Here is a 23,360-nt window from a genome sequence, read left to right on the forward strand (position 1 = left end):
ATAGAATTGCATATATATTATCAGTCAGTCATCGTGATTATCATATCTCGACGACTGACTATATAGACTCTAATAGCTGAACACTAAAGAAATTAACCAAATAAAGAAAACTATTCCCACAAAACCGAGTTCCAGAAAATGTATTCTTAATACCTTTTCATAACTCTGTCTTGCTTGTCGAACACCTAAAAAATCTACGTGGTGGATAATATAGACAAACCCACATAAAAAAATAAGGCCAGCTAAGCTATATACTCCACCCTCTAAAGTCATTACATTCATACCACTTATTTCGGCAAATGTATAACCTAGATCCTTAGCGAATAAATAAGAGAAGATTATTATTATAAATAGGAGCAAGGACAAGCTAAAGAGGTGATTTCTATAATCAAGTAAACTCATAAGCTTTCGGACTTTAGCAGTTTTGGGTTTTAGTTGTTCATCATCTTCCACTTGCATTTCTTCATGATACATTGCATAGAGGAAAGCTACTACAACCATTCCACAGAATAAGATTGGTAATAATAATTGAACGGCTAGCCCAAAATCGAAAACAGCTATAATTACTAAAGTAATCAAGAGAATTACCATTGCCCTTTCTCCAAGTTCCTCTCTTTTATCCCATACTTTACGAATATACAATCTATTATCTTTCTTAGCTTCGCAATCCTTCGGTATTGCTATACTTAGAGGCTTTTTAAATTTGAAAAAGAAATAGGAAATAACGATCAAACATATCCCTATTAACAAATAAATCAGTGCCTCTCTTGGATAGGAAACAGACGAATCATATGACTCTACAATCCAAAGTCCATCCAATACTATACAGAATAGACCAACTACCAAAATATATGGAGCAATTTTACGAGCCATCTCTCCACCCCCTATATACAAGTTTGGGTGATTAAATTGTATCATGTCCTATAACAATACTAATACGACATATGTATAAAAAATAAACGTTAAAGGATATTTGCCTTTGAACGTTTTTTTTTGCGAAATTTAAATCCACTAGTTATATTGAATTTTGCTCTTAAGTTTTCTGTTTCCTTACAAACTGACCACTACAGTTTTCTTTATATTGGTACTTTTAAAAACATCAATTCATTGCTAATGTAAATTCAATCTAAAAAATAATTTGAAAAAGGAAGGATTCAACTATGCAAAAAACAACAAGCTATTCTCATGTACGTACTTTCGATTTAATTATTACATCTATGTTAATTGCACTTGTCTTCGTTGCTACTATTTTATTAAACATTAAATTACCTATCACAGCTAATGGAGGGTTAGTTCATCTTGGAACGGCCGTACTCTTTATCTCTTCTATTTTATTTGGCCCTAAAAAAGGTGCTATTGCTGGTGCTATTGGTATGGGCTTATTCGATTTAGTAGGTCCTTGGGTTTTATGGGCACCAATTACGTTTTTAGCACGTGGCTTGCAGGGTTATATCGTGGGAAAAGTTGCTTGGTCGAAGGGACGCAACGGAAGTAGTTTAGCACTCAATCTAATTGCTACAATTGTGTCGATTCCTTTTATGCTAGCTGTCTATTATCTTGGAGAAGCAATCATCTTTAAAAGTTGGATCATACCAGCAGCCTCTATTCCTGGAAACATCGTACAAAATGTTGTAGGACTCTGTGTTGCCATTCCAGTTTGTGTAGTACTAAAAAAAATTCCGTATTTCAAATAGCTATATAAAGAGGGACTAAAGATAATATTCTTTAGTCCCTCCATCTCAATGATCAGGTTATTTTCGCCAATATAATCTAAAAAACAGGGCTGCTTTTTGCATTAGTATGATTTACTAATACTATTCGCAAGCTACATCTTTAGATTTGAACGTTTTACAGCAAGTATCTGCAGAATGACTAGCTTCTTCAGAAATAGAGCGGTAATCAAATTCAGAAGCGAACTCTGTATTATTGTGGTTTGCATGGTAATCCATATCTATTTCAATTTTTTCGGCACCACAAACATTCCCTTTTGCGTGAAAAATACAATTTGATACAGCGCATTTCACTTCTACATTTGGCATAAATGTCCTCCTCATTGAAATTTTTTAAGAAATACAAAATGTATTCCTTATAAAGTATCTTGTCCCATTCTACGATATAAATTTATAAGAATTTTTCTTCTGAAAGTCCTAGAAATCAAAAAAGAATCTTTAATCCATCAATAGACAGATTAAAGATTCTTTGGAAGACTTAATTATGAGCTTTCTCTTTCTTGCTAGGTAGAAGTGTTTCTGCAGTTGAAGCATGAACTTCCTGTAAAAGCTCAGGATTCTCCATTAACGATACGCCGTATGATGGAATCATTTCTTTAATTTTTGGTTCCCACTCATCTACATGTTGTGGGAAGCATCTATAAAGTATCTCGATCATGGCATGTACAGCGGTTGAGGCACCTGGAGAGGCACCTAGCAATGCTGCGATAGAGCCATCCTCTGCGGTAACAATCTCTGTACCAAATTGAAGTGTGCCTTTACCACCAGTCTCTGTGTCTTTTATAACTTGTACACGTTGACCTGCAACTACTGTATCCCAATCTTCAAGTTTAGCATTAGGGATAAATTCACGTAATTCTTCAATACGTTTTTCTTTTGACAACATAACTTGTTGGATTAAGTATTTTGTTAATGATAACTCTTTTGCGCCTGCTGCCAACATAGTTGTTAAGTTATCTGGTTTCACAGAAGTTACTAAATCCATCATGGAACCAGTTTTTAAAAACTTCGGTGAGAAACCTGCAAATGGTCCGAATAGTAACGATTTTTTATTGTCAATAAATCGAGTATCAAGATGCGGAACAGACATTGGTGGAGCACCAACTTTAGCTTTCCCGTATACTTTTGCATGGTGTTGTTCTACAACCTCTGGTTTGTTACATACTAAGAATAGTCCACTTACTGGGAATCCACCAATATGCTTCCCTTCAGGAATACCGGATTTTTGTAATAAATGAAGACTTCCACCTCCGCCTCCAACGAAGACAAATTTTGCGGTATGGTATTCAATTTTACCTTCAGCGTCATTCTTTACTTTTACTTCCCATTTGCCATCACTCGTGCGTTTAAGATTTTCCACACTATGATTATAATTTATATCAACGTTTTGGTTTTTTAGATGGTCAAGCAACATACGTGTTAAAGCTCCAAAGTTAACATCTGTTCCAGAGTCAATTTTTGTAGCTGCAATTGCTTCTGTTGCTGGACGGTCTTGCATAATCAGCGGAATCCATTCTTTCAGTTTTTCTGGATTATCGGAAAATTCCATTCCTTGGAATAAAGGGTTATTTGACATTGCTTCAAAACGTTTCTTTAAAAATGCGACGTTCTCTTCTCCTTGTACCATGCTCATGTGAGGTAACGGCATGATAAAATCTTCCGGATTATTTAGTAGCTTACTGTTTACCAGAAAAGACCAAAACTGCATGGAAAGTTGGAACTGTTCATTAATATTAATAGCTTTAGTAATATTCATAGAGCCATCAGGATTTTCTGAAGTATAGTTTAGCTCGCACAGTGCTGCATGCCCTGTTCCAGCATTATTCCATTCGTTAGAGCTTTCTTCCCCTGCTTTATCGAGTTTCTCAAATACTTTAACTTTCCACTCTGGTTTTAATTGCTTCAATAATGTTCCTAAAGTAGCACTCATAATTCCGGCACCTATTAAGATAACTTCTGTTTCTATTTCAGTTTCTCTCTTGTTCATATAAACCTTCCTTACTCCGTATTTGTTTAAAGGATGTACACTACTTAGGCATAACTTTATGTCAAGTTAAATTACAGAAATACATCTTTTCTATTCTAATATAACCATATCATAAATTACAATTATAAATATTCTATCTTCTACTACGAGTCCATTATAAGCTATTTGTAAGCGATTTTAAAGTCAGCAAAAAATGTGACTACTTCCAGTCAGGTAATGACATACAAAATCGCTGACTATATCTGCATTCATATAAGAATTAGTATGTTTGCTACTGTCACCAGAGCTAAATGCCCTTCTATAATTTTCTCCTCACAAAAAAAAGCTATTCAGAGTGTAAATCCACTCGAATAGCCCTTTTTAAGTTATATTAGAATGCTGGAATTGCCGTTTCATCATAGTTTTTCTCTAAAAACTCACGTACTTCAGTACTTGTCATAGCTTCCGCTAGTTTTTTAATTGCTTCTGAATCCTTATTATCTTCGCGCGCAACTAAAGTAATAGCAAAGTCGTTGTCGTCTCCTTCGGTAAGAAGTGCATCACTTTTTGGCGTCAAATTCAATGGTGCAGCATATGCTGGTGTCATTACTACTGCATCTGCATCATCGTACATTCTCGCTAGCATCAACAAATCTACTTCCTCAAACTTATAGTTTTTCGGATTTTCCAGGATGTCAGCTTTCGTATAGTAGGAACCTGTTTTTTCTTTTAAAGTGATGACCTTATGCTGGGCTAACAATGCTAGTGAACGATCTATATTTGAAACGTCATTTGCTATTGCAATTACAGCTTCTTCCGGTAATTCATCCATCGAATTATACTCTTTAGAATATGTACCATAATTCGCAAAGTATATAGGAATAATTGGCACTAGATTTGCATCGTTATTTCTATTGAATTCCTCCATATAGGGAACGTGTTGGAAGAAGTTCGCATCTACTTCTTCTGCTGCTAGTGCAGTGTTAGGTTGAACATTATCTCCTAAAACAACTATTTCAAGATTAATTGATTGCTCTGCTAACTTCGGTTTAATAAGTTCAAGAATTTCTGTCATTGGAGGTATTAATGACGCTACTTTTAATGTTACTTCTTCATCATTTCCCTTCACTTTTTCTTTATCATTCTTCTCTTTCTCTTGGCTACAACCAGCTAAAATTACCACTAACAATGTTATTAATAAAAGAATTTTTCTCATATGTTCCTCCTGTTATCCCTGTTATCTAACGCTTATCTATTATTCTGGCGATAGTAGTACCAGTAAACTGAATAAGCTGTACTAGTATAATCATAATAATAATCATATAAATCATTAAATCCGTCTTAAATTGTTGATATCCATATCGTATAGCAAAGTCACCAATACCACCGCCTCCTACTACTCCCATAATGGTCGAGTAAGAAATAAAACTAATTATTGATGTAGTTAGTCCAAGAACAAGACCAGATCTAGTCTCTACATAAAGAAATTTAAATACTATTTCTTTAACAGAAGCACCCATTGAAATTGCTGCTTCCATTACACCTTTAGGTACGTCCAATAAAGATTGCTCGACTAGTCTTGAATAATGTGCAATAGCAATGATTGACAAAGGAACAATTGCAGCTGTTGTGCCGATAGCTGTCCCTATGATTAATCTTGTAAAAGGAATTAAAAAAACAACTAGTAGTAAGAATGGAAAAGATCGAATTATATTTACCAATAAATTTAAAACAGTAAAAACCAATCGATTTTCAATTACTTCTCCCTTGCGACAAAGGAAAAGTAAAGTCCCAACCGGGAGACCTAATAGTATCGCTGCTCCTATAGATGCCCCAACCATTATAAATGTTTCACCAATGGACAACCAAATTTCAGCTTCATATTGAACCAATATATCAGGCATCATCCATCTCACCAGCCTTTGCTAATTGCTCTACAAAATAGCTAGGGCTCTTATCTATATGGTGGATCCCAATTGGTTCAGTTGATACGGTATCATAAATTTCTCCATTTGCCATAACCGTTACTCGATTACATATACTTTTAATTACTTCCATCTCATGGCTGACAATAACAATTGTAACACCTAGAACTTTATTAATGTTTTCTAATACTCCTAGTATTTCAGCACTTATATTTGGATCCAGTGAAGAGGTTGGTTCATCACATAACAAAACTTGTGGATTGTTCGCTAATGCTCTTGCAATTGCAACACGCTGTTTTTGACCACCACTTAATTGTGCTGGATATTGCTTTATTAAATCTTTTAATCCAACAAATTGAAGACACTCTATTATCCGATCCCTACGTTCCTTCTTTGGATAGTTAGCCAACTCTAACGATACTGCTACATTCTCGTAAACAGTTTTATTTGCCAATAGGTTAAAGTGTTGAAAAATCATTCCGATTGACTTGCGGGCTCGTCGAAGTTCTTTGCTGCTAAGATTTGTTAGCTTTTGACCATTCACTTCTACTTCCCCTTGATCCGGGAGTTCTAACAAATTCACAAGCCTCAACAAGGTGGATTTCCCTGCTCCACTAGCTCCGATAATCCCATGGACCTCACCCTTATCTATCGTTAGAGATACAGATTTAATGACTTTAAACTGCGAAAAGCTTTTACTGACATTAACTAATTTAATCATAAAAAAAACCCCTTTCTTTTAGTTGAAGGGTGATTACAATGTGGTTAATTATAACGCATTATGGTTGCACTGTCATTAAGCTAATACTATGGGACTAATCGTAGCAAAATACTCCACAATTTTGTCCATAGCCATAATAAGCGCAACTCAAACAGAGCAAATCGCAAGGTCCCATTGGGAATCGCAAGTCTGCTCTGTTTCAAGAAGTAATTAGCTTTGCTGGTACTCCAACGAATATAAATCATTCAATGTCAACTTACCAAAGCTAAAATCAGTTAGTCTTTGTGCTATTAAATACTGGGTAATGGCACCTAAAGTTATTGTGTCTTGCTCCTTTACATCAATAAGCGTTTTACCGTTTGGTAATGTCTGCACTGCTAGTTCTGGAAACTGCTCTTTAAAAACTATAAGGAGCTCCTGCGAGAAATTTGATACACGAACCGTTGTTACCTTGTTGTCACTAAAACCAGGTGACACATCGTCTACTAACTTTAGTTCACCATTTTTCATAAAGAATATACGGTCTGCGTATTGCTCTAGGTTCTCCAATAAATGAGAGGCAATAATAATTGTTTTACCTTCTGCTTTTTTTTGTAAAAGTATTTGAGATATTAGCTCTACGTGCGTTGGATCCAATCCATTCATCACTTCATCCATCAGCATCACTTGTGTATTGGAAACAATTTGCATAGCAAAGCATAGACGCTGACGCATTCCTAAAGAATAAGTGCCTGTTTTTTTCTTTACATAAGATTCCATACCAAGTTTTACAATTGTGTCATCTATTAATTTCGGATCGCTATTCCACATTTCCTGATAGATTTTCAGATGATTCTTACCAGAAACATGATTATATAAATCACTTTGGTCCGGCATCATAGATACATCCTGATGTATCTTCACCTCATTTGCTTTACTTGAATATTGTAGTTCATGATTTAAAATCACCTTTCCTTGATTGGGAGGTAAATAATTCATGATCACATTCATCAATGTCGATTTCCCTGTGCCATTTGGTGCTACTAAACCAATGATTTCCCCTGGTTGAAATTTAATCGATATATCCTTTAATACCTGTTTGTCTCCAAACTGTACACCTATTTTTTTTAATTCCAACAAGTCTATCACCCTTTCCTAGGCTATTAACTTAAACCTTTTAAATTTACTCACAATCAGCGTCAATATCATCAACAAGAGTGTACAACCTCCTACTATTGTTAACCCGTATTGATAGGTTAAATCAGGCGACTCATAAACAAAGTTTCTATATCCTGAAATGACTTGTCCTACTTGTACATATGATGTTGGATAACGTTCAATATCTGAATATGCCCCCATTACTCGTTCAAAATATATCCACTCAGCAGCAATTAGGAGAAAGCTGACAAATAAATTAGCAAACTCCGCTTTCACAATTATACTTAGGAACAAACTGATCACTATAAAGAATAAGAACCAAATAGCCATAAATAAGACATTTTTTAATATAAATGTAATCATTGGCATATTAGTAAAGGTTTCTTCTATGTAAGAATAGATAGGCACAGGCAGTGAAAAATCACCAAATCCATTTTGTAATCCAATAACTATAAAACCTACGCATAGAGGAATAAATGTTAGAACACTTCCTATAAAAGCAACTATTCCTTTCATCAATAGCTTTTTCCAATCAGCTATGGGAAATCCTTTTAATAAACTAGGGTTACGACGATCTTTCAACACAATATCTACAGATAAAAAGATACAGCTTATAAATAATACGATTGGCAAATAATCATTTAGCATCCGTTGTAAAGTTTGCAGAGCAGTTCTTTCTTCAAACAACTCCATAGACAGCTCCGAGTTTCCCTCTACGTAACCAGTAAACCTGCTAGCTGTATAACCATAACCATAATGTCCATCAGCATGAGCATAATTATTACCATAGGTGTAATAGAGAGGGTTGTAGAAGAAGTCACCACTGTTGACAATTAGTTGGTCTGAATACAGATACCATCCCGCTGTTGCTTCTGCATATTTTAAGTAATCCTTATCACCAATTGCATCAATTCTTGCCTTATCATATTCATTCCACCCCGGGAATATGGCCAGTGCAAATGCAACGGAAGGATGTATATTGTCTTTCCCTTCGACACTTTTGATAAAATCATCTCTCGTCGTGTAACGTGCTTCCATCTCTGCTACATCGACTTTTTCAATAGGTTCGTATGAAGGTGCAATTTTTAATACAAAGTATATAGCTAAAAATAGTAAAATCACGTATACAGCTATGTTTTTCTTATTCGTAAAAAATTGACTCAACTCCCATTTAAAATAGGCCCACATTTTATCCACCTCCTATATTTTCTGTAGCTTACCTGTCGATAAAACCCATTTTATAATAGCCATTAGCAATCCAATGCTAATACACAAATAAAGCAATCCTGCATTGCTATTTAAGGCGACTGGCGTAGCTAAATTCAAAGACTCTCCATTTAAGACACTCGGAAAGTTAACATAGTTAAATGGATTAAACGGTATCAGCTCGATTAGCCCCGGGAACAAAATGGGTAAAACAACAAGCATAACTTGTACAAAAATAGTTAAATAAACATTTTTTAATAGTACATTTAAAATTACAGACAATAAAATCGCAAAAATCGCCAGAACAATCATATAAATAATCGAAACTGCTATGTATTTATAAATAGGATAAATCATTACGTCCCCATTAAAAACGGCTACAGGATAGGATGCCTGTCCTAATCCTTTAAAATAGATTAGAGGTAAACTACATATGATGAGCTCAATTATGAAAATAACTACTATACTCATCGAAGTCATACATTTCGCTAACACATACTTACTAAAAGCAATAGGATAACCTTTTATAATAGAAATATGGCGGAAATCTTCTATCATAATATTAGACGAGTAAATACAAATTAGAACAAACCATACTGAGCCTACCACACTAAATAAAAACGCTAAAAATGGATAGAAACTTAGGGAGCCAAAAGACAATTCTAAACTATGTTTTTTTAAATATTTATAATAGGAAGAGTCCATTTCATTCTCTATCTTTGAGGGCAAATTTCCAGCTACCAGATTATAATTTTCCATTTCAAATGCTTGTTTTCGTAATTCTGTAAGCTCTATTGCGGTATCTACAAATAATTCTGGTTGTTCTGTTTTTAAGGCCATCCCTTGTTTCGGATATGTATAATATTGTTTAACGATATTTTTGTATATATCACTACCATCTCCGTACTCACTGGCATCTACAATTTGAAATTTATTCATAGCTACCTTAACTGGTAATGATTCACTTGATTTTTCTTTAATAGGATTACCTAACTCTGTTGAATTCGCATAAACAACCATCCCAATAATACAAAGCGCCACAATCAGACAAGCAAAAATATTTTTCTTATTTGTTTTCTCTATAATAAATAGCGTTTTTAACATACTTCTCATATAATCCACCCCTTTTAACAAAAACAAACAAATAATTTGAATATTAAGTTAATTTTTATTACATATCTCCTATATTAACCATTCTCTATGCACTAAGAAAATACCTTTTTCAGAAAAAATAATCTGTAAAATGACTGTAAGTTTTCTATAATTTGTTCCTCATTTTAGGTATTTATAGAAAATCTCTTTTTTCATGATATGATGATTATTGGCGCGAAGGAGGTCATATCGTGAAATTAAATAAAGGTGTTATTTATATATTATTAGGTGCATCCTTTTTCGGCTTTACACCTATATTTGCTAAACTTGGATTTAGCTTTGGCTACTCGCTTGGGCAAATCAATATTGTACAAATGGTCATTTCCTTCTTTTTATTATGGTCCCTAACTCTAATCAAACGCGCCAGCTTCAAAGGCCTGAATAAGAAGAATATTGTTCAGATAATGATTACCGGTTGCTTAATCGGTTTAACTAGTATTTTTTATTATGGTTCGATGGAATATTTGCCGGCGTCACTGGCTATTATTTTAATGTTCCAGTTTGTTTGGATAGGCATTATTTTAGAATGGATTTTCAGCAAAATAAAACCTGCACCTATAACTATATTGTCCATCATACTAATCTTAATAGGGGTCTTTTTTGCTTCCAATTTTGTAAATGGCGATATAGGTGGTCTACCATATAAAGGGTTAATCTTTGGAATCCTATCAGCATTCACTTATGCAGGGTTTATATTTTGCAGTGGTAAAGTTGCTGTAAATGTGGACCCATGGATGCGAAGCTCTTTAATGGTGACTGGTTCAACCATTTTAGTGTTCATTGTATTCATGCATGACATTCCTACGGTACTGCCATTGGAGAGTGACTTGTTGTCGATTGCTGTTGGTGTTTCGTTATTCGGAGCAGTGCTACCACCATTATTTTTCGCCGCTGGTGCTCCGTTAGTTTCAGGTGGAGTCGCCAATATATTAACGTCTATTGAATTGCCTATTGCCATTCTCTCAGCGAGTCTTATTTTGTCAGAAGTAGTAACGCCTTTGCAGTGGTTAGGCATCGCTATCATACTAGTAGCTATCGCTTGTAATGAACTAGGTACTAAACTGTTCCAAAGAATTAAAGAATATCCTTAATGCTAAGTAGAGTATTTACTCAAATATGTTGATATTTTTGTGTCTTCAAGCGGATGGAATATGGATCAGATCGAATTAATGAATTTGATATAAACTTCTCCTTACTAGTAAAAAAACCAGTCTGACTTTATTTAGTCAGACTGGTTTTTTATTCACCTTTTTCTTTTAGTGTAGTCTTCTTTTACCTAGAACATATATAATATCGATCTCTGTAATATAGCTATTCTTCTTCGATACTGCCGGTTTGAACTATTTTGTTAAAACAATAAGATCTCTATTTAACGTTTGAAGTTTAGTTGTTGCATCTCCAATTGCTTCTAATAGTTTATTTTCCTCATAAATAGAAGATACGATTTCTTCAGTTGCCGCACTATTTTGTTGCGCCACTGCTGATAGCATATCAATTTCACCCAATAAATGAGTGAACTGATTGCTTACTTTTTCAATCGCAAGTACACTATTTTTCACGTTTACATTTGAAATATCACTTGACTCCTTGACATTGTTAAACACCGTTGCTATTTCTTGTAGTAACTTTTGACCTTCTAACGCTGTTGTTTGACCTTGTAAAGATTGCTCTTGTGCCGCTGATGAGTTAGTGAATAGCTTAGAAGTAACTTCCGTAATTTTTGATGCCGTTACTGCACTTTCCTCCGCCAACTTTCGAACCTCATCTGCTACTACTGCAAAGCCTTTCCCGTGTTCACCAGCACGTGCCGCCTCAATCGCAGCATTTAATGCCAATAAATTCGTTTGGTCGGCAATATTTTTAATGTTGCCAAGTAAATCATTCACCGTTTGTAGACTATTTTGTAAATCATTCATCGTGCTCACTGTCATATTCATGGAATCACTTAATATATCCATTTGTTTCGTTACTTGATCTACATTTTGTGTGTTCATCGATAACTGCTCATTTACCTGCTGTGAATGCTCCATCGCCTCTTGAGATAAATCAACTGTTTGCAAAAGCTCTGATTTCGAATCATGCATCATATTATGCATCGCAAAAATTGAGTCGGCTTCACTTTGAATAGACTGTGCAATTTGTTGTGTCGTATTTAAAATTGTATCACTGACGGTTGCTAACGAATTCGATGTGTTTTTTACATCATCCGTTTCTATACCTAACGTATGAGCACTTTGTTCAATCTTTGCTACTAATTCTTTCGTTTCTTGTAGTAGCTTACTTGCCTCTTGCTCACGCTCTCCAGACTTGGAAACTAATTCGCCACCCCATGCATTTAGTTTATTTAACATATATAAAATTCCGTTATATACGAAAAATATTGTAAGAAAGCTCGGGAACGATTTATTTTCCCCTAAAAATTTATCCGGGGCTAGTACGTAAAGTAACACGACACAAATTTCTACAATAAGCCCATACGTAATCAAAATCTTTCGCTCAAAATAAATTGCAGCCATTACAATTGTAATGAAAACTAAGTAATGCTTATTTAATGTATAACCATCTAATAAGAATAATGTGAATACTGCCATTCCTGGTAAGGCTGCAAATAAAACTGCCTTCACAATATCAGAATGCTTCAAAAAATAATTTAAGCATGCAAATGCTATAACAACAGCAGCAGTTAAAATATACAGTATCGATCCGCCAAACCCGTTATCAATGATTAGTGGGATTACAATTATCGCCAATAGGAAGCATGTAATCTTTAAGTTTAACTGATGAACCCTTTGAAGATTATATGAAAAAGGTTTATTTTCCATGAGTTTATTTTCCTCCATACATATCACCATTCTACTAATTGATTTTTATTTTCAATTACTATTTTTGTATATCTTACAAAAAATTCAAACCCGTTACTCCTTGTACTATTTTTTCCTCAATATTAGATAACAACCAAATATTATATTAGTAAATATATACCATAATGAATTTTATTATATGGTTAATTAAACCTTATAGTCAATAGAACTATTTACACAAGGAATTATCTTTCACTACACTATTTTCTGTTGTTATCTCAACCTCCGACTAGCCAAAGTAATATGCATTTCATCAATAGAGATATTCCTTCTAAAAAATTCATTTTGGGATTTCCTTAATTGATTCAAGACCAAATTAAAGTCTTCTCTTTTAAAAGTTCACCTCAATTTTGTCTTTTTTTGACCTTTTAAACAAACTTTTGGACTATTAATGAATATTCTTATATACTAATATCCTATAAAGGGGGTTAATAAAAATGAGTATTTATAATTATCAAGTGAAGAAGCCTAACGGGGATATTCTTTCTATGGAAACTTACAAAGATAAAGTGATGCTAATTTGCAACACTGCTAGTCAATGTGAATTCACCTATCAGTACGAAGATTTACAGAAGTTATATGAAAGACAGTTAAAGGATGGTTTTACAGTACTTTCTTTTCCTTGTGACCAATTTGGCAATCAAAATCCCGAGGATGGCGTGCAAACTGCCGCACAATGTAAGCTACAATTTGGTGTAAGCTATCCAGTTTTTGATAAAATCAATGTCAACGGCGACAACACGCACCCTTTATTTAATTATTTAAAGCATGAAATTGATGCACCGGAAATCGAAAAAAATACGTTTCAACAAAAAATGTTATTTGAAAATATCGAAAAGTATTATCCAGAATTTTTAATTGGTAATAATATTCGTTGGAACTTTACAAAGTTCCTAGTAGATCGTAAAGGAAAAGTTGTTGCTCGTTTTGAGCCAGATGCTTCTATGATTGATATCCAAGATGCTATTCAAGCCTTACTTTAATCAAGCATTATATAAAAAGTCCTTTTACAAGGGGTACCCTTTGTAAAAGGACTTTTTAAAATTCAATACATATTGGGCTTTCTTTAACATAATTAAATACCTAATCTAAACCTAGCCTATTTGTGATACGGTTCATTTTTCATAATTCTAAAAGCACGATAAATCTGCTCCACCAACACCAACTTCATCAATTGGTGAGGCAAGGTCATTTTACTAAAGGAAAGTTTTTCATCAGAGCGTTTCATGACATCTTCATGTAATCCTAAAGATCCTCCTATAACAAACGCAATTTTGCTTCTTCCATATGTCATGAGAGATTCTATATCGCCAGCCAACTGCTCCGACGTTTTCATCTTCCCTTCAATTGCAAGAGCAATAACATATGTATCTGCTCCTATTTTTGCTAGAATTCGGTCACCTTCTTTTTTCTTTACAATTTCCATATCAGCTTCACTTAGATTTTCAGGCGCTTTTTCATCAGCCACCTCTACTAAATCTATTTTGGCGTATGCCCCTAGTCTCTTCGTATATTCTTCAATTCCCATTTTTAAGTACTTTTCTTTTAATTTACCTACTGATACAATTTGTATATTCACAGGTTATCCACCTTTACATTTCGTTTACAAACAAGTTATGCACAGCACTTATGCACATATCCACAACAGTTATCTACATCTTGTGTTTCAATTTTCATTAGCCACAATATATAATGCGAAGTTTTCACAGTACGAACAAACTGTGGATAACTTTTCCTCTTCTTTTAATTCCTCTAACATAGGAAAAGTTTTTTGTTCTGCCACAAACATGTCTAAAGCGTGGTTTATATGGGTTTCGCAACTGAATATTCTCACTTCTATCACTCCTTTTATTGTCCGAATACTTTTAATAGTTATACACAAATCACTCATTGTTATCCACAACCTATTTTACCAAAGAAAAAACGAGTAGGAAAGCCACGCTTTTTTTTCCTACTCGTTGTGTACATCTCTTATTTACACTAATAAGTTATCCACATGTTTATAGTTCTGTTGTTTCCTTTAAAAGTAATGTTAACTCTACTAGTTTTCCCTGTCTATAGACTTTTACTTTTAGTTCTTCTCCTGTTTCTTTTTCGTTGTACAGATGTTTGCGGAGTTCAATAGTATTTTCTATTTTTTCACCATCCATTTCTACAATGACATCGTATGATTTCATCCCTGCTGCTGCCGCTGGAGTTCCTTCCACTACTTCATCAACTACAACACCAGTTGTAACTTCAGCCGGTAATTTTAATGTTTCCTTTTGGTGAACCGCCGGTACATTCGTTAAATCAATAAGTGTTATTCCCATAGAAGGGCGATTAACTTTTCCGTTTTGCTCTAAATCTTCTATAATTGGAATGGCTGTATTAACTGGTATTGCAAGACCTATACCTTCTACCGTGGATTCAGAAATCTTCATCGAATTTATTCCGATAAGCTGCCCTGCTAAGTTAATCAGAGCACCACCGCTGTTTCCAGGGTTAATCGCAGCATCCGTTTGTAAAACCTCTGACTGCCAATCCTCTAAACCATCGCCATTTAAATCTACTGGTATTGCACGGTCTTTACCAGATACCACTCCTGTTGTAACCGAGCCATAAAAATCAAGTCCTAGAGGATTACCTATAGCAATAACTGTTTCACCTTGTTTTAATATATCTGAGTCACCAAACTCTATAACCGCTTCTACACCAGTATCATCAATTTCAAGCACCGCTAAGTCAGACCAAATATCTCCTCCTACAATACTTGCTTCTGCTTTAGATCCATCAGCTAATGTTACTTCTACTGATTTTGCATCTTCAATAACATGATAATTTGTAATAACATAAGCTTTACCATTTTCTTTCTTATAAATTACGCCGGAGCCTGTTCCCGCATCCTGAGTTGCTTCTGATTGGTTCCAGAAATTTGTTACGGACTGAATATTAGTTATCCCAACAACTGCACTTGAAGCTTTTTCTACAGCATCAGTGACATCTGTAGTAACATCTACTGAAAGCTGTTGTGTTTGTTGTGTTGTATCTTTTGACTTTGTTTCACTGTCTGATGGTAGGTTTGTTACTACAGAAGGTATTAAGAACCATACGAGTAAGGCACCAACAAGTACGCCTGCAAGTCCACTAAAGAAATAGCCAGCCATGCCTCGTTTTTTTCCATTCCTTTTCTTGGGTTCTATCGTTGGTTGTTCATTTGGCAATTGTGGTCCATAGGGATTATTTATATCCATCTTTCTCTTCCTCTCTATTTCTAATATGTCTGATACTAACAATGTACCCATTACACATTAAAATAAGATGAAAATTTCTTAAAAAATAAATAAAAGTTCCAAATACTACACCCATAGTATTCGGAACTTCGATTTTTATTTTTATACAAATACTAACTCTGTAGGTTTATTGGCATCTGTGTCATGTAGATGCACATACTCTCCTGCAATCACACCACAGGATTGAAGTGTTTGCGTAACACTCATACGAGCTAAGTCTTTCATATTATTATCTTTACTTAAATGTGATAAATAGATATTCGTATTCTTCACATCAATTACTTCACTCATAGCAACTGCAGCATCCTCATTAGAGACATGTCCAACATCACTTAATATTCTTCGTTTAACGGACCAAGGATAACGACCCATCTGCAACATGCTAACATCATGATTACTCTCAAAGACAAAGGAGTCTGCTCCTTTAATAAGCCCTTTCATACGATCGCTCACATATCCTGTATCCGTGATTAAAACAAGTTTTCGATCATTTTCATGAAAAATATAAAACATAGGGTCGGCTGCATCATGAGATACTGCAAAAGATTGTATATCAATAGAGCCAAATTGTTTTACTGTTTCCATATCAAATTGAAATCTTTGGTCTAATGGTACGTTACCGATTAGTGGATCCATAGCAGACCATGTTTTTTCATTTGCAAAAATAGGAATGCCATACTTTCTAGCTAAGACCCCTAACCCTTTAATATGATCGCTATGCTCATGTGTGATAAAAATTCCTGAGAGCTTTTTAATATCGCGATCAATTTCTTGAAATAACTGATCCATCTTTTTCCCACTTAGTCCTACGTCTACTAAAAATGAATGTTCCTCATTTTCTACATAAACAGCATTACCACTACTACCACTTGCTAACACACTAAACTTCATCTTTAAAACTCCTTATTCTACTACTGATTGTTCCGTCTCTTTTGGCATCTCAATTACTCTTCCTTCTACTGCATTTACAAAGTATTCTTCCATTGTGCCATCTATTAGTTCTACAAGAATATGCCAAGTTGGTGCAAAAACTTGTGTCTCTGTTACCTGGGCTAACGTCGAATATCCAAGTTCAATATCTTTAATCATGGAGTCTGGTTTTAAAAGAATATTATCATACAGTATTTTTATCACCTGTAAATGAGGCAACAATTTTTGGGACTCATTATAATTTTCTAAGTCATCAAGTATAGTCTGTTCATAACCAATGAGCTCATTATTATCATTCCAGTGAACTACTAGCTTCGCATTCGTATTATAGTATACCAACCGTTTATTTACTTGCTGAAATAATATAGCTGTTTTGCTTTCTTCATCTATTTTCCATAGACCATAAGCTGAACCTCTTATCACTTGCTCTTGTACTATTTTTTCAATGGTATTTTCATCGGTTATTTTTATAGGTTCTTTAAAGGTACTCACTAGTTTATCTGTATTAAGGTTTTCTATTTCTTGATTCTCTAATTCTTCTATTTCCTCTAGAGTAAATTTATGGACAGTTCCTGACACATACGAAGCCTCTTGTATGGCGTGATCAGTCTCTAAAATTTTTATATTATCGATAGCGAGTTTCTCTGAGATAGGTGTATCCGTCGGTTTGTCCATTTGTTGAGATTCATTATACCGACCTAAGTATAAAGAAAGTAAGAATACGTTTAAAATAGAAAAGACAATTATAAAGATAGTTTTCGTTTTATTCCAGTCCATATTTCATCCCTCCTAATAATTCAGGAGATATGGGAATCCAACTTCCACTCTCTAAGTAATACCAGGAAGGTTCTAAATTGAAGTGAGGTTGAGTCTCATCTCGAGATAAGTAATATCCTATTATGACATCATCTATAGTGTCCGTATTAATATCAGTTGCATTAGATAAAAAGTCATAAACAGACTGTCCTGAAGCTAGCTCTACTTCCCGTGTTTTAAAAGGGACAGCAGCAGCAAGTGTATAAAGAGGATGATAATATTGATACACTCGCTCAACTCCCCACTTCTGAGAGATTTCCGTTGATATCTCTCTACCAAAAACCGGTAAGTCTGCAAAATACAACTGATAGTTAATTTGACTATTGTCAGTGTTCATTCTGTAATACCGATAGTCATCTGTCCATCCGTTATGCTCATTGACAAAGTTCAAGCTATTTTGAATGAGATCTACTGGGACCCCTGGATTATCATTCTCCGAAGCAGGATGTACATAGCCAAAACTTCTACTATTATAATTCACTCTCATTAATGCGCTATCATCGGTGAATTGCAGTTCGTTCGTACCAACTGAATTACTTCTCACTAAGCTTGGGTTATTGAACAGAGCATCTTTGAATTTTTCTGATTCAATCTCTTTAATAGAATAGGTATAACTCAAGATTTTTTCTGGTGACGATGAAACGTATAATGATAATTTATTGTCTGTAATTATTTCATTATATACTTGCATTTTTTCTGTGTACTTTAAAATACGATCCGTAAATCCTGATTTATTTACCTGTTCTGCGGTCGCTGTATACATCTTCTGTTGTGATGTACTTATAAAATACAAGTTCATATGCTCCGGAGCTTCCTCACTCCAATCGATTATTAATCGATTAAAATAAGCATCCGGAAAAGCCGGATTTGCAAATTTTAAGGTCGTGCCTAAAACCTCTACAGGAACATCCGCCGCAAAAAACAAACTTGCACGATTAGGCTTTTTGATAAACTCATTTATTTGATCGGTATTTAGTTTATTACTAGCTAATTCGACCGTTTGAATTTCCCAATTTTTCATATTGTCGAGTATAAACTCAATAGGCTTACTGTTAAAAGACCCTTTTAACTCACCTTCTTGACTTATAATCATACGATAAGGTTTAATAACGTCTTCCATTTTCTTTTTTTGAGCAATGGATATATCTACAGTGGTTCCTTCGCTTGTTTGAATAACAGGAGAATATGTCCAGATAGCAAAAGTTAATGTAAAGCTAAGGAAAATAAGTAAGACCAGAACAACTGATTTTAATTGCTCAATATATTTCAATCCCACTCACCTTCCTCTTCAGTTAAAATATCTAGTGTGAAGAAAATAGTCGTTCCTTTCCCTTCATCGCTTTCTGCCCAAATTTTACCGCCATGGGCCTCAATCATTTCCCGGGCAATTGCTAAGCCTAGGCCTGTACCACCCATTGATCTTGCTCTCGCACGATCCACTCTGTAGAAACGATCAAAGACTCGATCTACATTTTCAGATGGAATCCCCATACCATCATCAGAAATCATAACTTTTAAGATAGAGTCTGAAACTACTACACCAAACCGTATGTTGCCTCCATCTGGAGAATACTTAATAGCATTTGAGATAATATTATCGATTACTTGTGTTAACTTATCTGTATCAATATCCACGTAATAAGCATTGTCAGAAAGCATTCGTACGAAGCTTACATGATCTGACTTGGAAAGTTCAAATCTATCAATAATTCTGTTGAAAAATTGATTGAAGTTAACAATTTCTCGGTTCAAATCATAATCTCTACTATCCATTTTAGATAATTGGAGTAAGTCATTTACTAGTCGAATCATTCTTTGTGTTTCTGTCTGAGTTACCTGTAAAAATGATGGAGCAATTTCTTCATCTTGCCAAGCACCATCAGCCAAAGCTTCTAAATAACTACTCATTGTTGTAAGAGGTGTACGGAGTTCATGAGACACGTTTGCTACGAACTCTCTTCTTTCCATATCAACTTTTTCATGTTCTGTATTGTCATGTAATACTGCTATTAATCCGTTGACAAAACCAGTTTCTTTTTGAATGACCGAAAAGTTGGCACGTAAAATAAAAGGTCTTTCTTTTGAGCTTAAATCCAAATTAATTGCTTCTTTTAAATGGATTAAATCTTCGAATGAGTAGACTGGATCTATTCCAAGTACAGATATGATTGGACGATTTAAAGCCATTTCTCTTGGTATACGTAATAGTCTAAGAGCCGGATCGTTTATAAGGATAACCCTACCTTTACGATCCGTTGCTATTACCCCGTCAGTCATGTTGGTTAAAACAGATGCTAGCTTTCTACGCTCTGCTTCCGTTGTTGATTGAGCTTCCTGTAATCTATTCGTTAAATGGTTAAAGGCAATTGCCAGCTGTCCGATTTCATCATTACCATAAACTCGTACTTTTCTAGAAAAGTTCCCTTTTGCCATTGCTTGTGCTTGTCTTCTCATATCGGAGATAGGACGTGTAATAGTCTGGGCAATTAGTATCCCTAATATTACTGTAATGACTAATGCTACTGCGGTACCTCCAGCAAGTATTCGATTAATTTCATTCATTTGACCAAAAACATTTTCAATATTAGACTCTACATATAATGTTCCAATTACTTCACCCTTATAAATAATCGGTGTAGCTAAATTCCAAATTCTATTTGTTGTTTCTCTATCTACCGATATATTATTAAAGGTGGCTTCTGCCGTAATGGATTTTCGAACTAAATCATCCATTGATCGTTGGCCAACAATCGATTGGTTGTTTGAATCTGAGGTTGCTAATATCTGATACCTAGCATCTATAACACGTACTTCTTTAATATCAATTGAATTGAGACCAGACAAAATAGAATATAAACTTTGTTCTTTTGTTTGGTCTTCTTCGCTTCGTACTTTGATCATTTCTTCCCGGGCACTATATTCTATTAAGCTAACACGATCGGATATAGAGTCTTGAAAGTTTTCTCTCAGTGTTATTTCTAGTTCACGAACAAAATATAACCCTATAATTTGCATCGCAATAACAATAAGTAATACATAAATCAGCACAATCTTAACGTGAATCGATTTAAAGTAGCCAACTTTTTGCATTCCTTCTACTCCTGTTCAGGACTTCTTAAATAATATCCTACACCTCTTCTAGTTACGATATAGGTAGGATGACTTGGGCTATCTTCAATTTTCTCACGTAGACGTCGAATTGTTACATCCACTGTACGCACATCCCCAAAATAGTCATACCCCCAGACCGTTTGTAGTAAATGTTCGCGAGTCATCACTTGTCCTATATGTTTCGCCAAATAATGCAATAACTCGAATTCTCGATGTGTAAGCTCGATTGTCTCTTCTCTTTTTAACACTTGATAAGCATCTGGCTGTATCGTTAGTGGACCAATAACAATGTCATTTGTCACTACTTCTGCATCTTCTTGAATAGTTTGGTGTCTGCGCATATTCGCTTTAACTCTAGCAATTAATTCTCTTGTACTAAATGGTTTTGTTACATAATCATCAGCACCAAGTTCTAAACCAAGTACTTTATCTATCTCTGAATCTTTTGCTGTTAGCATGATTATAGGGAAATCATATTTTTTTCGGATTTCTCTACAAACTTCCATTCCATCTTTGTTAGGAAGCATAATATCCAATAACATTAAGTCAGGTTGATCTTCCTCCACCTTTTTTAATGCCTCATCACCATTGTAGGCACAAACTACTTGATACCCTTCTTTTTTCAAGTTAAATTGCAGTATGTCTGCAATTGGTTTTTCATCATCTACAACTAATATTTTTTTACTCATTTTAAATTCCCCTTTTTCTATTATCTATATTTATTTTAAGTAATTTTTTTTAATAATAATCATATCTACTTTAACATTGTTTTAAACTTCCTGCATCCCTGACAGGTCATGGCCCCATAATTCGACTCACTTTGTCGAATTATTTCCCAGGAAATTTAATAAAGTGCAAATTCCGCCAGTGGGGATTTGCACTCTATTTTACTTGGATAAAAAAGAGACAGTCCATATTACGACTGTCTCCTATATATTATTGATTTAATACAGTTAATGGGTTAATCGTCACACCATTTTTCTCCACTTCGAAATGGAGATGAGTTCCTGTAGAACGTCCAGTGCTTCCCATTACACCAATTTTAGTGCCGGTTGGTACTACTTGACCTACTTTTGCAGAAATAGAAGACAGATGAGCATAAGTTGTTTTGTATCCGTTTTGATGGTCAATGATTACACGGTTGCCATATGTCCCATCCGAACCAGCAGCAACTACTATTCCATTATCTGCAGCTTTTATCGTAAACCCACTTGGTCGTGCAATATCAATGCCTTCATGTTGGCGCCCCCAACGATGTCCCATTTTACTAGAAATATATCCACCTTCAGCTGGCCAAGCGAACACACCCGAGCCGCGTGAGGGAATTACTTTCGTTCCTTTTAAAACGATATGATCTTTTGGCTCCACAAGCATTGTCTCTTCAATAACAGATTGCCCAACTTGTACCCCATTCACTTTACTAATTAAGTATGTCGCCTCTTTTTGACCATCCGAGCCTTCTTGTTTTACCTTCGTATCGCCTTTATACATATCTTCTGTTTCTTCTACTTTTTTTGTATGTAACATAGTTTCTACAGCCTTTTTCTCATACTGTACTTCTATATTAATAAGTGGTTTTAAGACTGTAACGTTTAACTCTTGACCTACTTGTAATACGGTAGAATCTGTTATCCCAGGATTAAGTGCCATTAGTCCAGCAGATGTTAAACTATGCTTGTCAGCAATAGTTCCTAATACGTCACCTGTAGCAACTGTATATAACTCTTTTTCTAAAGTTCCTTCTAAAAGAAGTTTCACGGCATCGTCTGGTGAAACAATCTGACTAGGATTTGTTTCTACTGTCACCCCTGATACCTTTTCTTTTATTATTAAATTAGAAATACGAGTTTCGTTTTCTTTTAAGTCGGGTAAAGTGTCACTAGTATTATTTCTAGCTTCCAGTATATTTAATTCTGCTTCTGAAACAAAGTGTAATTTTAGTTTTCTTAGAGCCTCGTTGTAAGCATCTAAGTCTTTGACGTAGACTGCCATCTCGTCATTGATCGATAATGCAAATGCTTTTGCTTCTACTTCTACTAAGCTCTCAAGCTTTTGAAGAGTAGCTTTATCATCAGTATTAGGAGTAAAAACTTGTTCCGGTACTACCGATAACTTAGATCCAGCCGTTAAAGACAAATCCTTAAACTGGGAGCTAGATTCTTCAACCTTTTTGTTAAGCATTGACTGTACTTTTGTTTGATCCGAAACGGCCCCGACATATTGACCATTCGTATATATATGGTATATTTCTTTTAATGTGCTGCTCTCACTTTCTTTTGCAAAAGCCATATTAAATGAAATACTTGAGATAAGTAAAACTGATACGGCTGCTTTTTTCACCATATTTGACTTTCCGTTTGATAGAACATTCAGTTTTGATAACTTTTGTTCCTCATTCTTACTTTTCAAAAACATGATAAAGCCCCTTCCAAACTATATATAAACTTTTACTTCATTTCACGCTACTCTAATTTAACATATTTGAAATGAAGATGTGTAGGATAACAGGACGTTGTAAAGAAACTGTAGTATT

Annotated in this window: 22 protein-coding genes; 3 read left to right on the forward strand and 19 right to left on the reverse strand. The window is 34.7% G+C overall.

What is annotated here, in order from left to right; genetic code table 11:
- Nucleotides 1–69: 69 nt before the first annotated feature.
- The gene (locus BM260_RS14015) at nt 70–873 is read right to left on the reverse strand and encodes a hypothetical protein (RefSeq protein ID WP_093537973.1); all 804 of its coding nucleotides are present in this window, start codon (nt 871–873) and stop codon (nt 70–72) included.
- 287 nt (nt 874–1,160) lie between these two features.
- Here BM260_RS14015 and BM260_RS14020 point away from each other — a divergent pair, with 287 nt between their 5' ends.
- Nucleotides 1,161–1,694, forward strand: coding sequence for an ECF transporter S component (locus BM260_RS14020; protein ID WP_093537974.1), 534 nt, complete (start codon nt 1,161–1,163; stop codon nt 1,692–1,694).
- A gap of 120 nt (nt 1,695–1,814) precedes the next feature.
- Here the strand turns inward: BM260_RS14020 and BM260_RS14025 are convergent, their stop codons facing one another.
- From BM260_RS14025 to BM260_RS14060, 8 genes are all read right to left on the reverse strand, one after another.
- A complete protein-coding gene (locus BM260_RS14025; protein WP_093537975.1) occupies nt 1,815–2,039 on the reverse strand; it encodes a DUF1540 domain-containing protein in 225 nt (74 codons plus the stop codon).
- Nucleotides 2,040–2,208: 169 nt separating this feature from the next.
- A complete protein-coding gene (locus tag BM260_RS14030) occupies nt 2,209–3,717 on the reverse strand; it encodes a malate:quinone oxidoreductase (protein ID WP_093537976.1) in 1,509 nt (502 codons plus the stop codon).
- A gap of 370 nt (nt 3,718–4,087) precedes the next feature.
- The gene (locus tag BM260_RS14035; protein WP_093537977.1) at nt 4,088–4,912 is read right to left on the reverse strand and encodes a MetQ/NlpA family ABC transporter substrate-binding protein; all 825 of its coding nucleotides are present in this window, start codon (nt 4,910–4,912) and stop codon (nt 4,088–4,090) included.
- Nucleotides 4,913–4,937: 25 nt separating this feature from the next.
- Nucleotides 4,938–5,600 carry a methionine ABC transporter permease gene (locus BM260_RS14040; protein WP_093537978.1) on the reverse strand — a complete coding sequence of 221 codons (663 nt, stop codon included), beginning with the start codon at nt 5,598–5,600 and terminating at the stop codon, nt 4,938–4,940.
- Nucleotides 5,593–6,342 carry a methionine ABC transporter ATP-binding protein gene (locus BM260_RS14045; RefSeq protein ID WP_093537979.1) on the reverse strand — a complete coding sequence of 250 codons (750 nt, stop codon included), beginning with the start codon at nt 6,340–6,342 and terminating at the stop codon, nt 5,593–5,595. The genes BM260_RS14040 and BM260_RS14045 overlap by 8 nt, the downstream gene beginning before the upstream one ends.
- 210 nt (nt 6,343–6,552) lie before the next feature.
- A complete protein-coding gene (locus BM260_RS14050; protein ID WP_245762733.1) occupies nt 6,553–7,458 on the reverse strand; it encodes an ABC transporter ATP-binding protein in 906 nt (301 codons plus the stop codon).
- An 18-nt stretch (nt 7,459–7,476) separates the two neighbouring features.
- Nucleotides 7,477–8,667 (reverse strand): hypothetical protein, encoded by a 1,191-nt coding sequence (locus tag BM260_RS14055; RefSeq protein WP_093537981.1) that lies wholly within the window; start codon nt 8,665–8,667, stop codon nt 7,477–7,479.
- Between the two features lie 12 nt (nt 8,668–8,679).
- Nucleotides 8,680–9,798: a hypothetical protein gene (locus tag BM260_RS14060; RefSeq protein ID WP_093537982.1), complete on the reverse strand. Its 1,119-nt coding sequence runs from the start codon at nt 9,796–9,798 to the stop codon at nt 8,680–8,682.
- 230 nt (nt 9,799–10,028) lie between these two features.
- Here BM260_RS14060 and BM260_RS14065 point away from each other — a divergent pair, with 230 nt between their 5' ends.
- On the forward strand, nt 10,029–10,928 hold the full coding sequence (locus BM260_RS14065) for an EamA family transporter (protein WP_093537983.1): 900 nt from the start codon (nt 10,029–10,031) through the stop codon (nt 10,926–10,928).
- A gap of 249 nt (nt 10,929–11,177) precedes the next feature.
- Here the strand turns inward: BM260_RS14065 and BM260_RS14070 are convergent, their stop codons facing one another.
- Complete coding sequence (locus BM260_RS14070; RefSeq protein ID WP_175496306.1) at nt 11,178–12,659, reverse strand: methyl-accepting chemotaxis protein; 1,482 nt, start codon at nt 12,657–12,659, stop codon at nt 11,178–11,180.
- Between the two features lie 476 nt (nt 12,660–13,135).
- On the opposite strand from BM260_RS14070, the gene BM260_RS14075 reads away from it, so the two are divergent.
- Nucleotides 13,136–13,681, forward strand: a complete 546-nt coding sequence (locus tag BM260_RS14075; protein WP_093537985.1) for a glutathione peroxidase — start codon at nt 13,136–13,138, stop codon at nt 13,679–13,681.
- Nucleotides 13,682–13,797: 116 nt separating this feature from the next.
- Here BM260_RS14075 and rlmH read toward each other — a convergent pair whose 3' ends face one another.
- From rlmH to BM260_RS14120, 9 genes are all read right to left on the reverse strand, one after another.
- Nucleotides 13,798–14,277, reverse strand: a complete 480-nt coding sequence (gene rlmH, locus BM260_RS14080; protein WP_093537986.1) for a 23S rRNA (pseudouridine(1915)-N(3))-methyltransferase RlmH — start codon at nt 14,275–14,277, stop codon at nt 13,798–13,800.
- Nucleotides 14,278–14,364: 87 nt separating this feature from the next.
- On the reverse strand, nt 14,365–14,589 hold the full coding sequence (locus tag BM260_RS14085) for a CxxH/CxxC protein (RefSeq protein WP_407691717.1): 225 nt from the start codon (nt 14,587–14,589) through the stop codon (nt 14,365–14,367).
- Nucleotides 14,590–14,698: 109 nt separating this feature from the next.
- Entirely contained in the window at nt 14,699–15,931 is a 1,233-nt protein-coding gene (locus BM260_RS14090) for a S1C family serine protease (protein ID WP_093537988.1), read from the reverse strand.
- A 141-nt stretch (nt 15,932–16,072) separates the two neighbouring features.
- On the reverse strand, nt 16,073–16,861 hold the full coding sequence (locus BM260_RS14095; protein WP_093537989.1) for an MBL fold metallo-hydrolase: 789 nt from the start codon (nt 16,859–16,861) through the stop codon (nt 16,073–16,075).
- Nucleotides 16,862–16,873: 12 nt separating this feature from the next.
- A complete protein-coding gene (locus BM260_RS14100) occupies nt 16,874–17,677 on the reverse strand; it encodes a two-component system regulatory protein YycI (RefSeq protein ID WP_093537990.1) in 804 nt (267 codons plus the stop codon).
- Complete coding sequence (locus BM260_RS14105; RefSeq protein WP_093537991.1) at nt 17,664–18,992, reverse strand: YycH family regulatory protein; 1,329 nt, start codon at nt 18,990–18,992, stop codon at nt 17,664–17,666. Before BM260_RS14105 ends, BM260_RS14100 begins: the two co-directional genes overlap by 14 nt.
- Nucleotides 18,983–20,806, reverse strand: coding sequence for a cell wall metabolism sensor histidine kinase WalK (gene walK, locus BM260_RS14110; RefSeq protein WP_093537992.1), 1,824 nt, complete (start codon nt 20,804–20,806; stop codon nt 18,983–18,985). The genes BM260_RS14105 and walK overlap by 10 nt, the downstream gene beginning before the upstream one ends.
- 5 nt (nt 20,807–20,811) lie before the next feature.
- Nucleotides 20,812–21,516: a response regulator YycF gene (gene yycF, locus BM260_RS14115; RefSeq protein ID WP_093537993.1), complete on the reverse strand. Its 705-nt coding sequence runs from the start codon at nt 21,514–21,516 to the stop codon at nt 20,812–20,814.
- Nucleotides 21,517–21,763: 247 nt separating this feature from the next.
- Nucleotides 21,764–23,242, reverse strand: coding sequence for a M23 family metallopeptidase (locus BM260_RS14120; protein WP_093537994.1), 1,479 nt, complete (start codon nt 23,240–23,242; stop codon nt 21,764–21,766).
- Between the last annotated feature and the right edge of the window lie 118 nt (nt 23,243–23,360).

Origin of the sequence: Psychrobacillus psychrotolerans, assembly GCF_900115805.1 — a bacterium.
In the GTDB taxonomy this organism is placed as follows: domain Bacteria; phylum Bacillota; class Bacilli; order Bacillales_A; family Planococcaceae; genus Psychrobacillus; species Psychrobacillus psychrotolerans.

Excerpts from the sequence above, each read along its gene's own strand:
- BM260_RS14015 (WP_093537973.1), bottom strand. The coding sequence starts at position 873 with ATGGCTCGTAAAATTGCTCCATATATTTTGGTAGTTGGTCTATTCTGT.
- yycF (WP_093537993.1), bottom strand. The coding sequence starts at position 21,516 with ATGAGTAAAAAAATATTAGTTGTAGATGATGAAAAACCAATTGCAGAC.
- BM260_RS14055 (WP_093537981.1), bottom strand. The coding sequence starts at position 8,667 with ATGTGGGCCTATTTTAAATGGGAGTTGAGTCAATTTTTTACGAATAAG.
- BM260_RS14100 (WP_093537990.1), bottom strand. The coding sequence starts at position 17,677 with ATGGACTGGAATAAAACGAAAACTATCTTTATAATTGTCTTTTCTATT.
- BM260_RS14060 (WP_093537982.1), bottom strand. The coding sequence starts at position 9,798 with ATGAGAAGTATGTTAAAAACGCTATTTATTATAGAGAAAACAAATAAG.
- BM260_RS14035 (WP_093537977.1), bottom strand. The coding sequence starts at position 4,912 with ATGAGAAAAATTCTTTTATTAATAACATTGTTAGTGGTAATTTTAGCT.
- BM260_RS14030 (WP_093537976.1), bottom strand. The coding sequence starts at position 3,717 with ATGAACAAGAGAGAAACTGAAATAGAAACAGAAGTTATCTTAATAGGT.
- BM260_RS14090 (WP_093537988.1), bottom strand. The coding sequence starts at position 15,931 with ATGGATATAAATAATCCCTATGGACCACAATTGCCAAATGAACAACCA.
- walK (WP_093537992.1), bottom strand. The coding sequence starts at position 20,806 with ATGCAAAAAGTTGGCTACTTTAAATCGATTCACGTTAAGATTGTGCTG.
- BM260_RS14085 (WP_407691717.1), bottom strand. The coding sequence starts at position 14,589 with ATGAGTGATTTGTGTATAACTATTAAAAGTATTCGGACAATAAAAGGA.
- BM260_RS14095 (WP_093537989.1), bottom strand. The coding sequence starts at position 16,861 with ATGAAGTTTAGTGTGTTAGCAAGTGGTAGTAGTGGTAATGCTGTTTAT.
- BM260_RS14075 (WP_093537985.1), top strand. The coding sequence starts at position 13,136 with ATGAGTATTTATAATTATCAAGTGAAGAAGCCTAACGGGGATATTCTT.
- BM260_RS14040 (WP_093537978.1), bottom strand. The coding sequence starts at position 5,600 with ATGCCTGATATATTGGTTCAATATGAAGCTGAAATTTGGTTGTCCATT.
- BM260_RS14045 (WP_093537979.1), bottom strand. The coding sequence starts at position 6,342 with ATGATTAAATTAGTTAATGTCAGTAAAAGCTTTTCGCAGTTTAAAGTC.
- BM260_RS14020 (WP_093537974.1), top strand. The coding sequence starts at position 1,161 with ATGCAAAAAACAACAAGCTATTCTCATGTACGTACTTTCGATTTAATT.
- BM260_RS14070 (WP_175496306.1), bottom strand. The coding sequence starts at position 12,659 with ATGGAAAATAAACCTTTTTCATATAATCTTCAAAGGGTTCATCAGTTA.
- BM260_RS14120 (WP_093537994.1), bottom strand. The coding sequence starts at position 23,242 with ATGTTTTTGAAAAGTAAGAATGAGGAACAAAAGTTATCAAAACTGAAT.
- BM260_RS14025 (WP_093537975.1), bottom strand. The coding sequence starts at position 2,039 with ATGCCAAATGTAGAAGTGAAATGCGCTGTATCAAATTGTATTTTTCAC.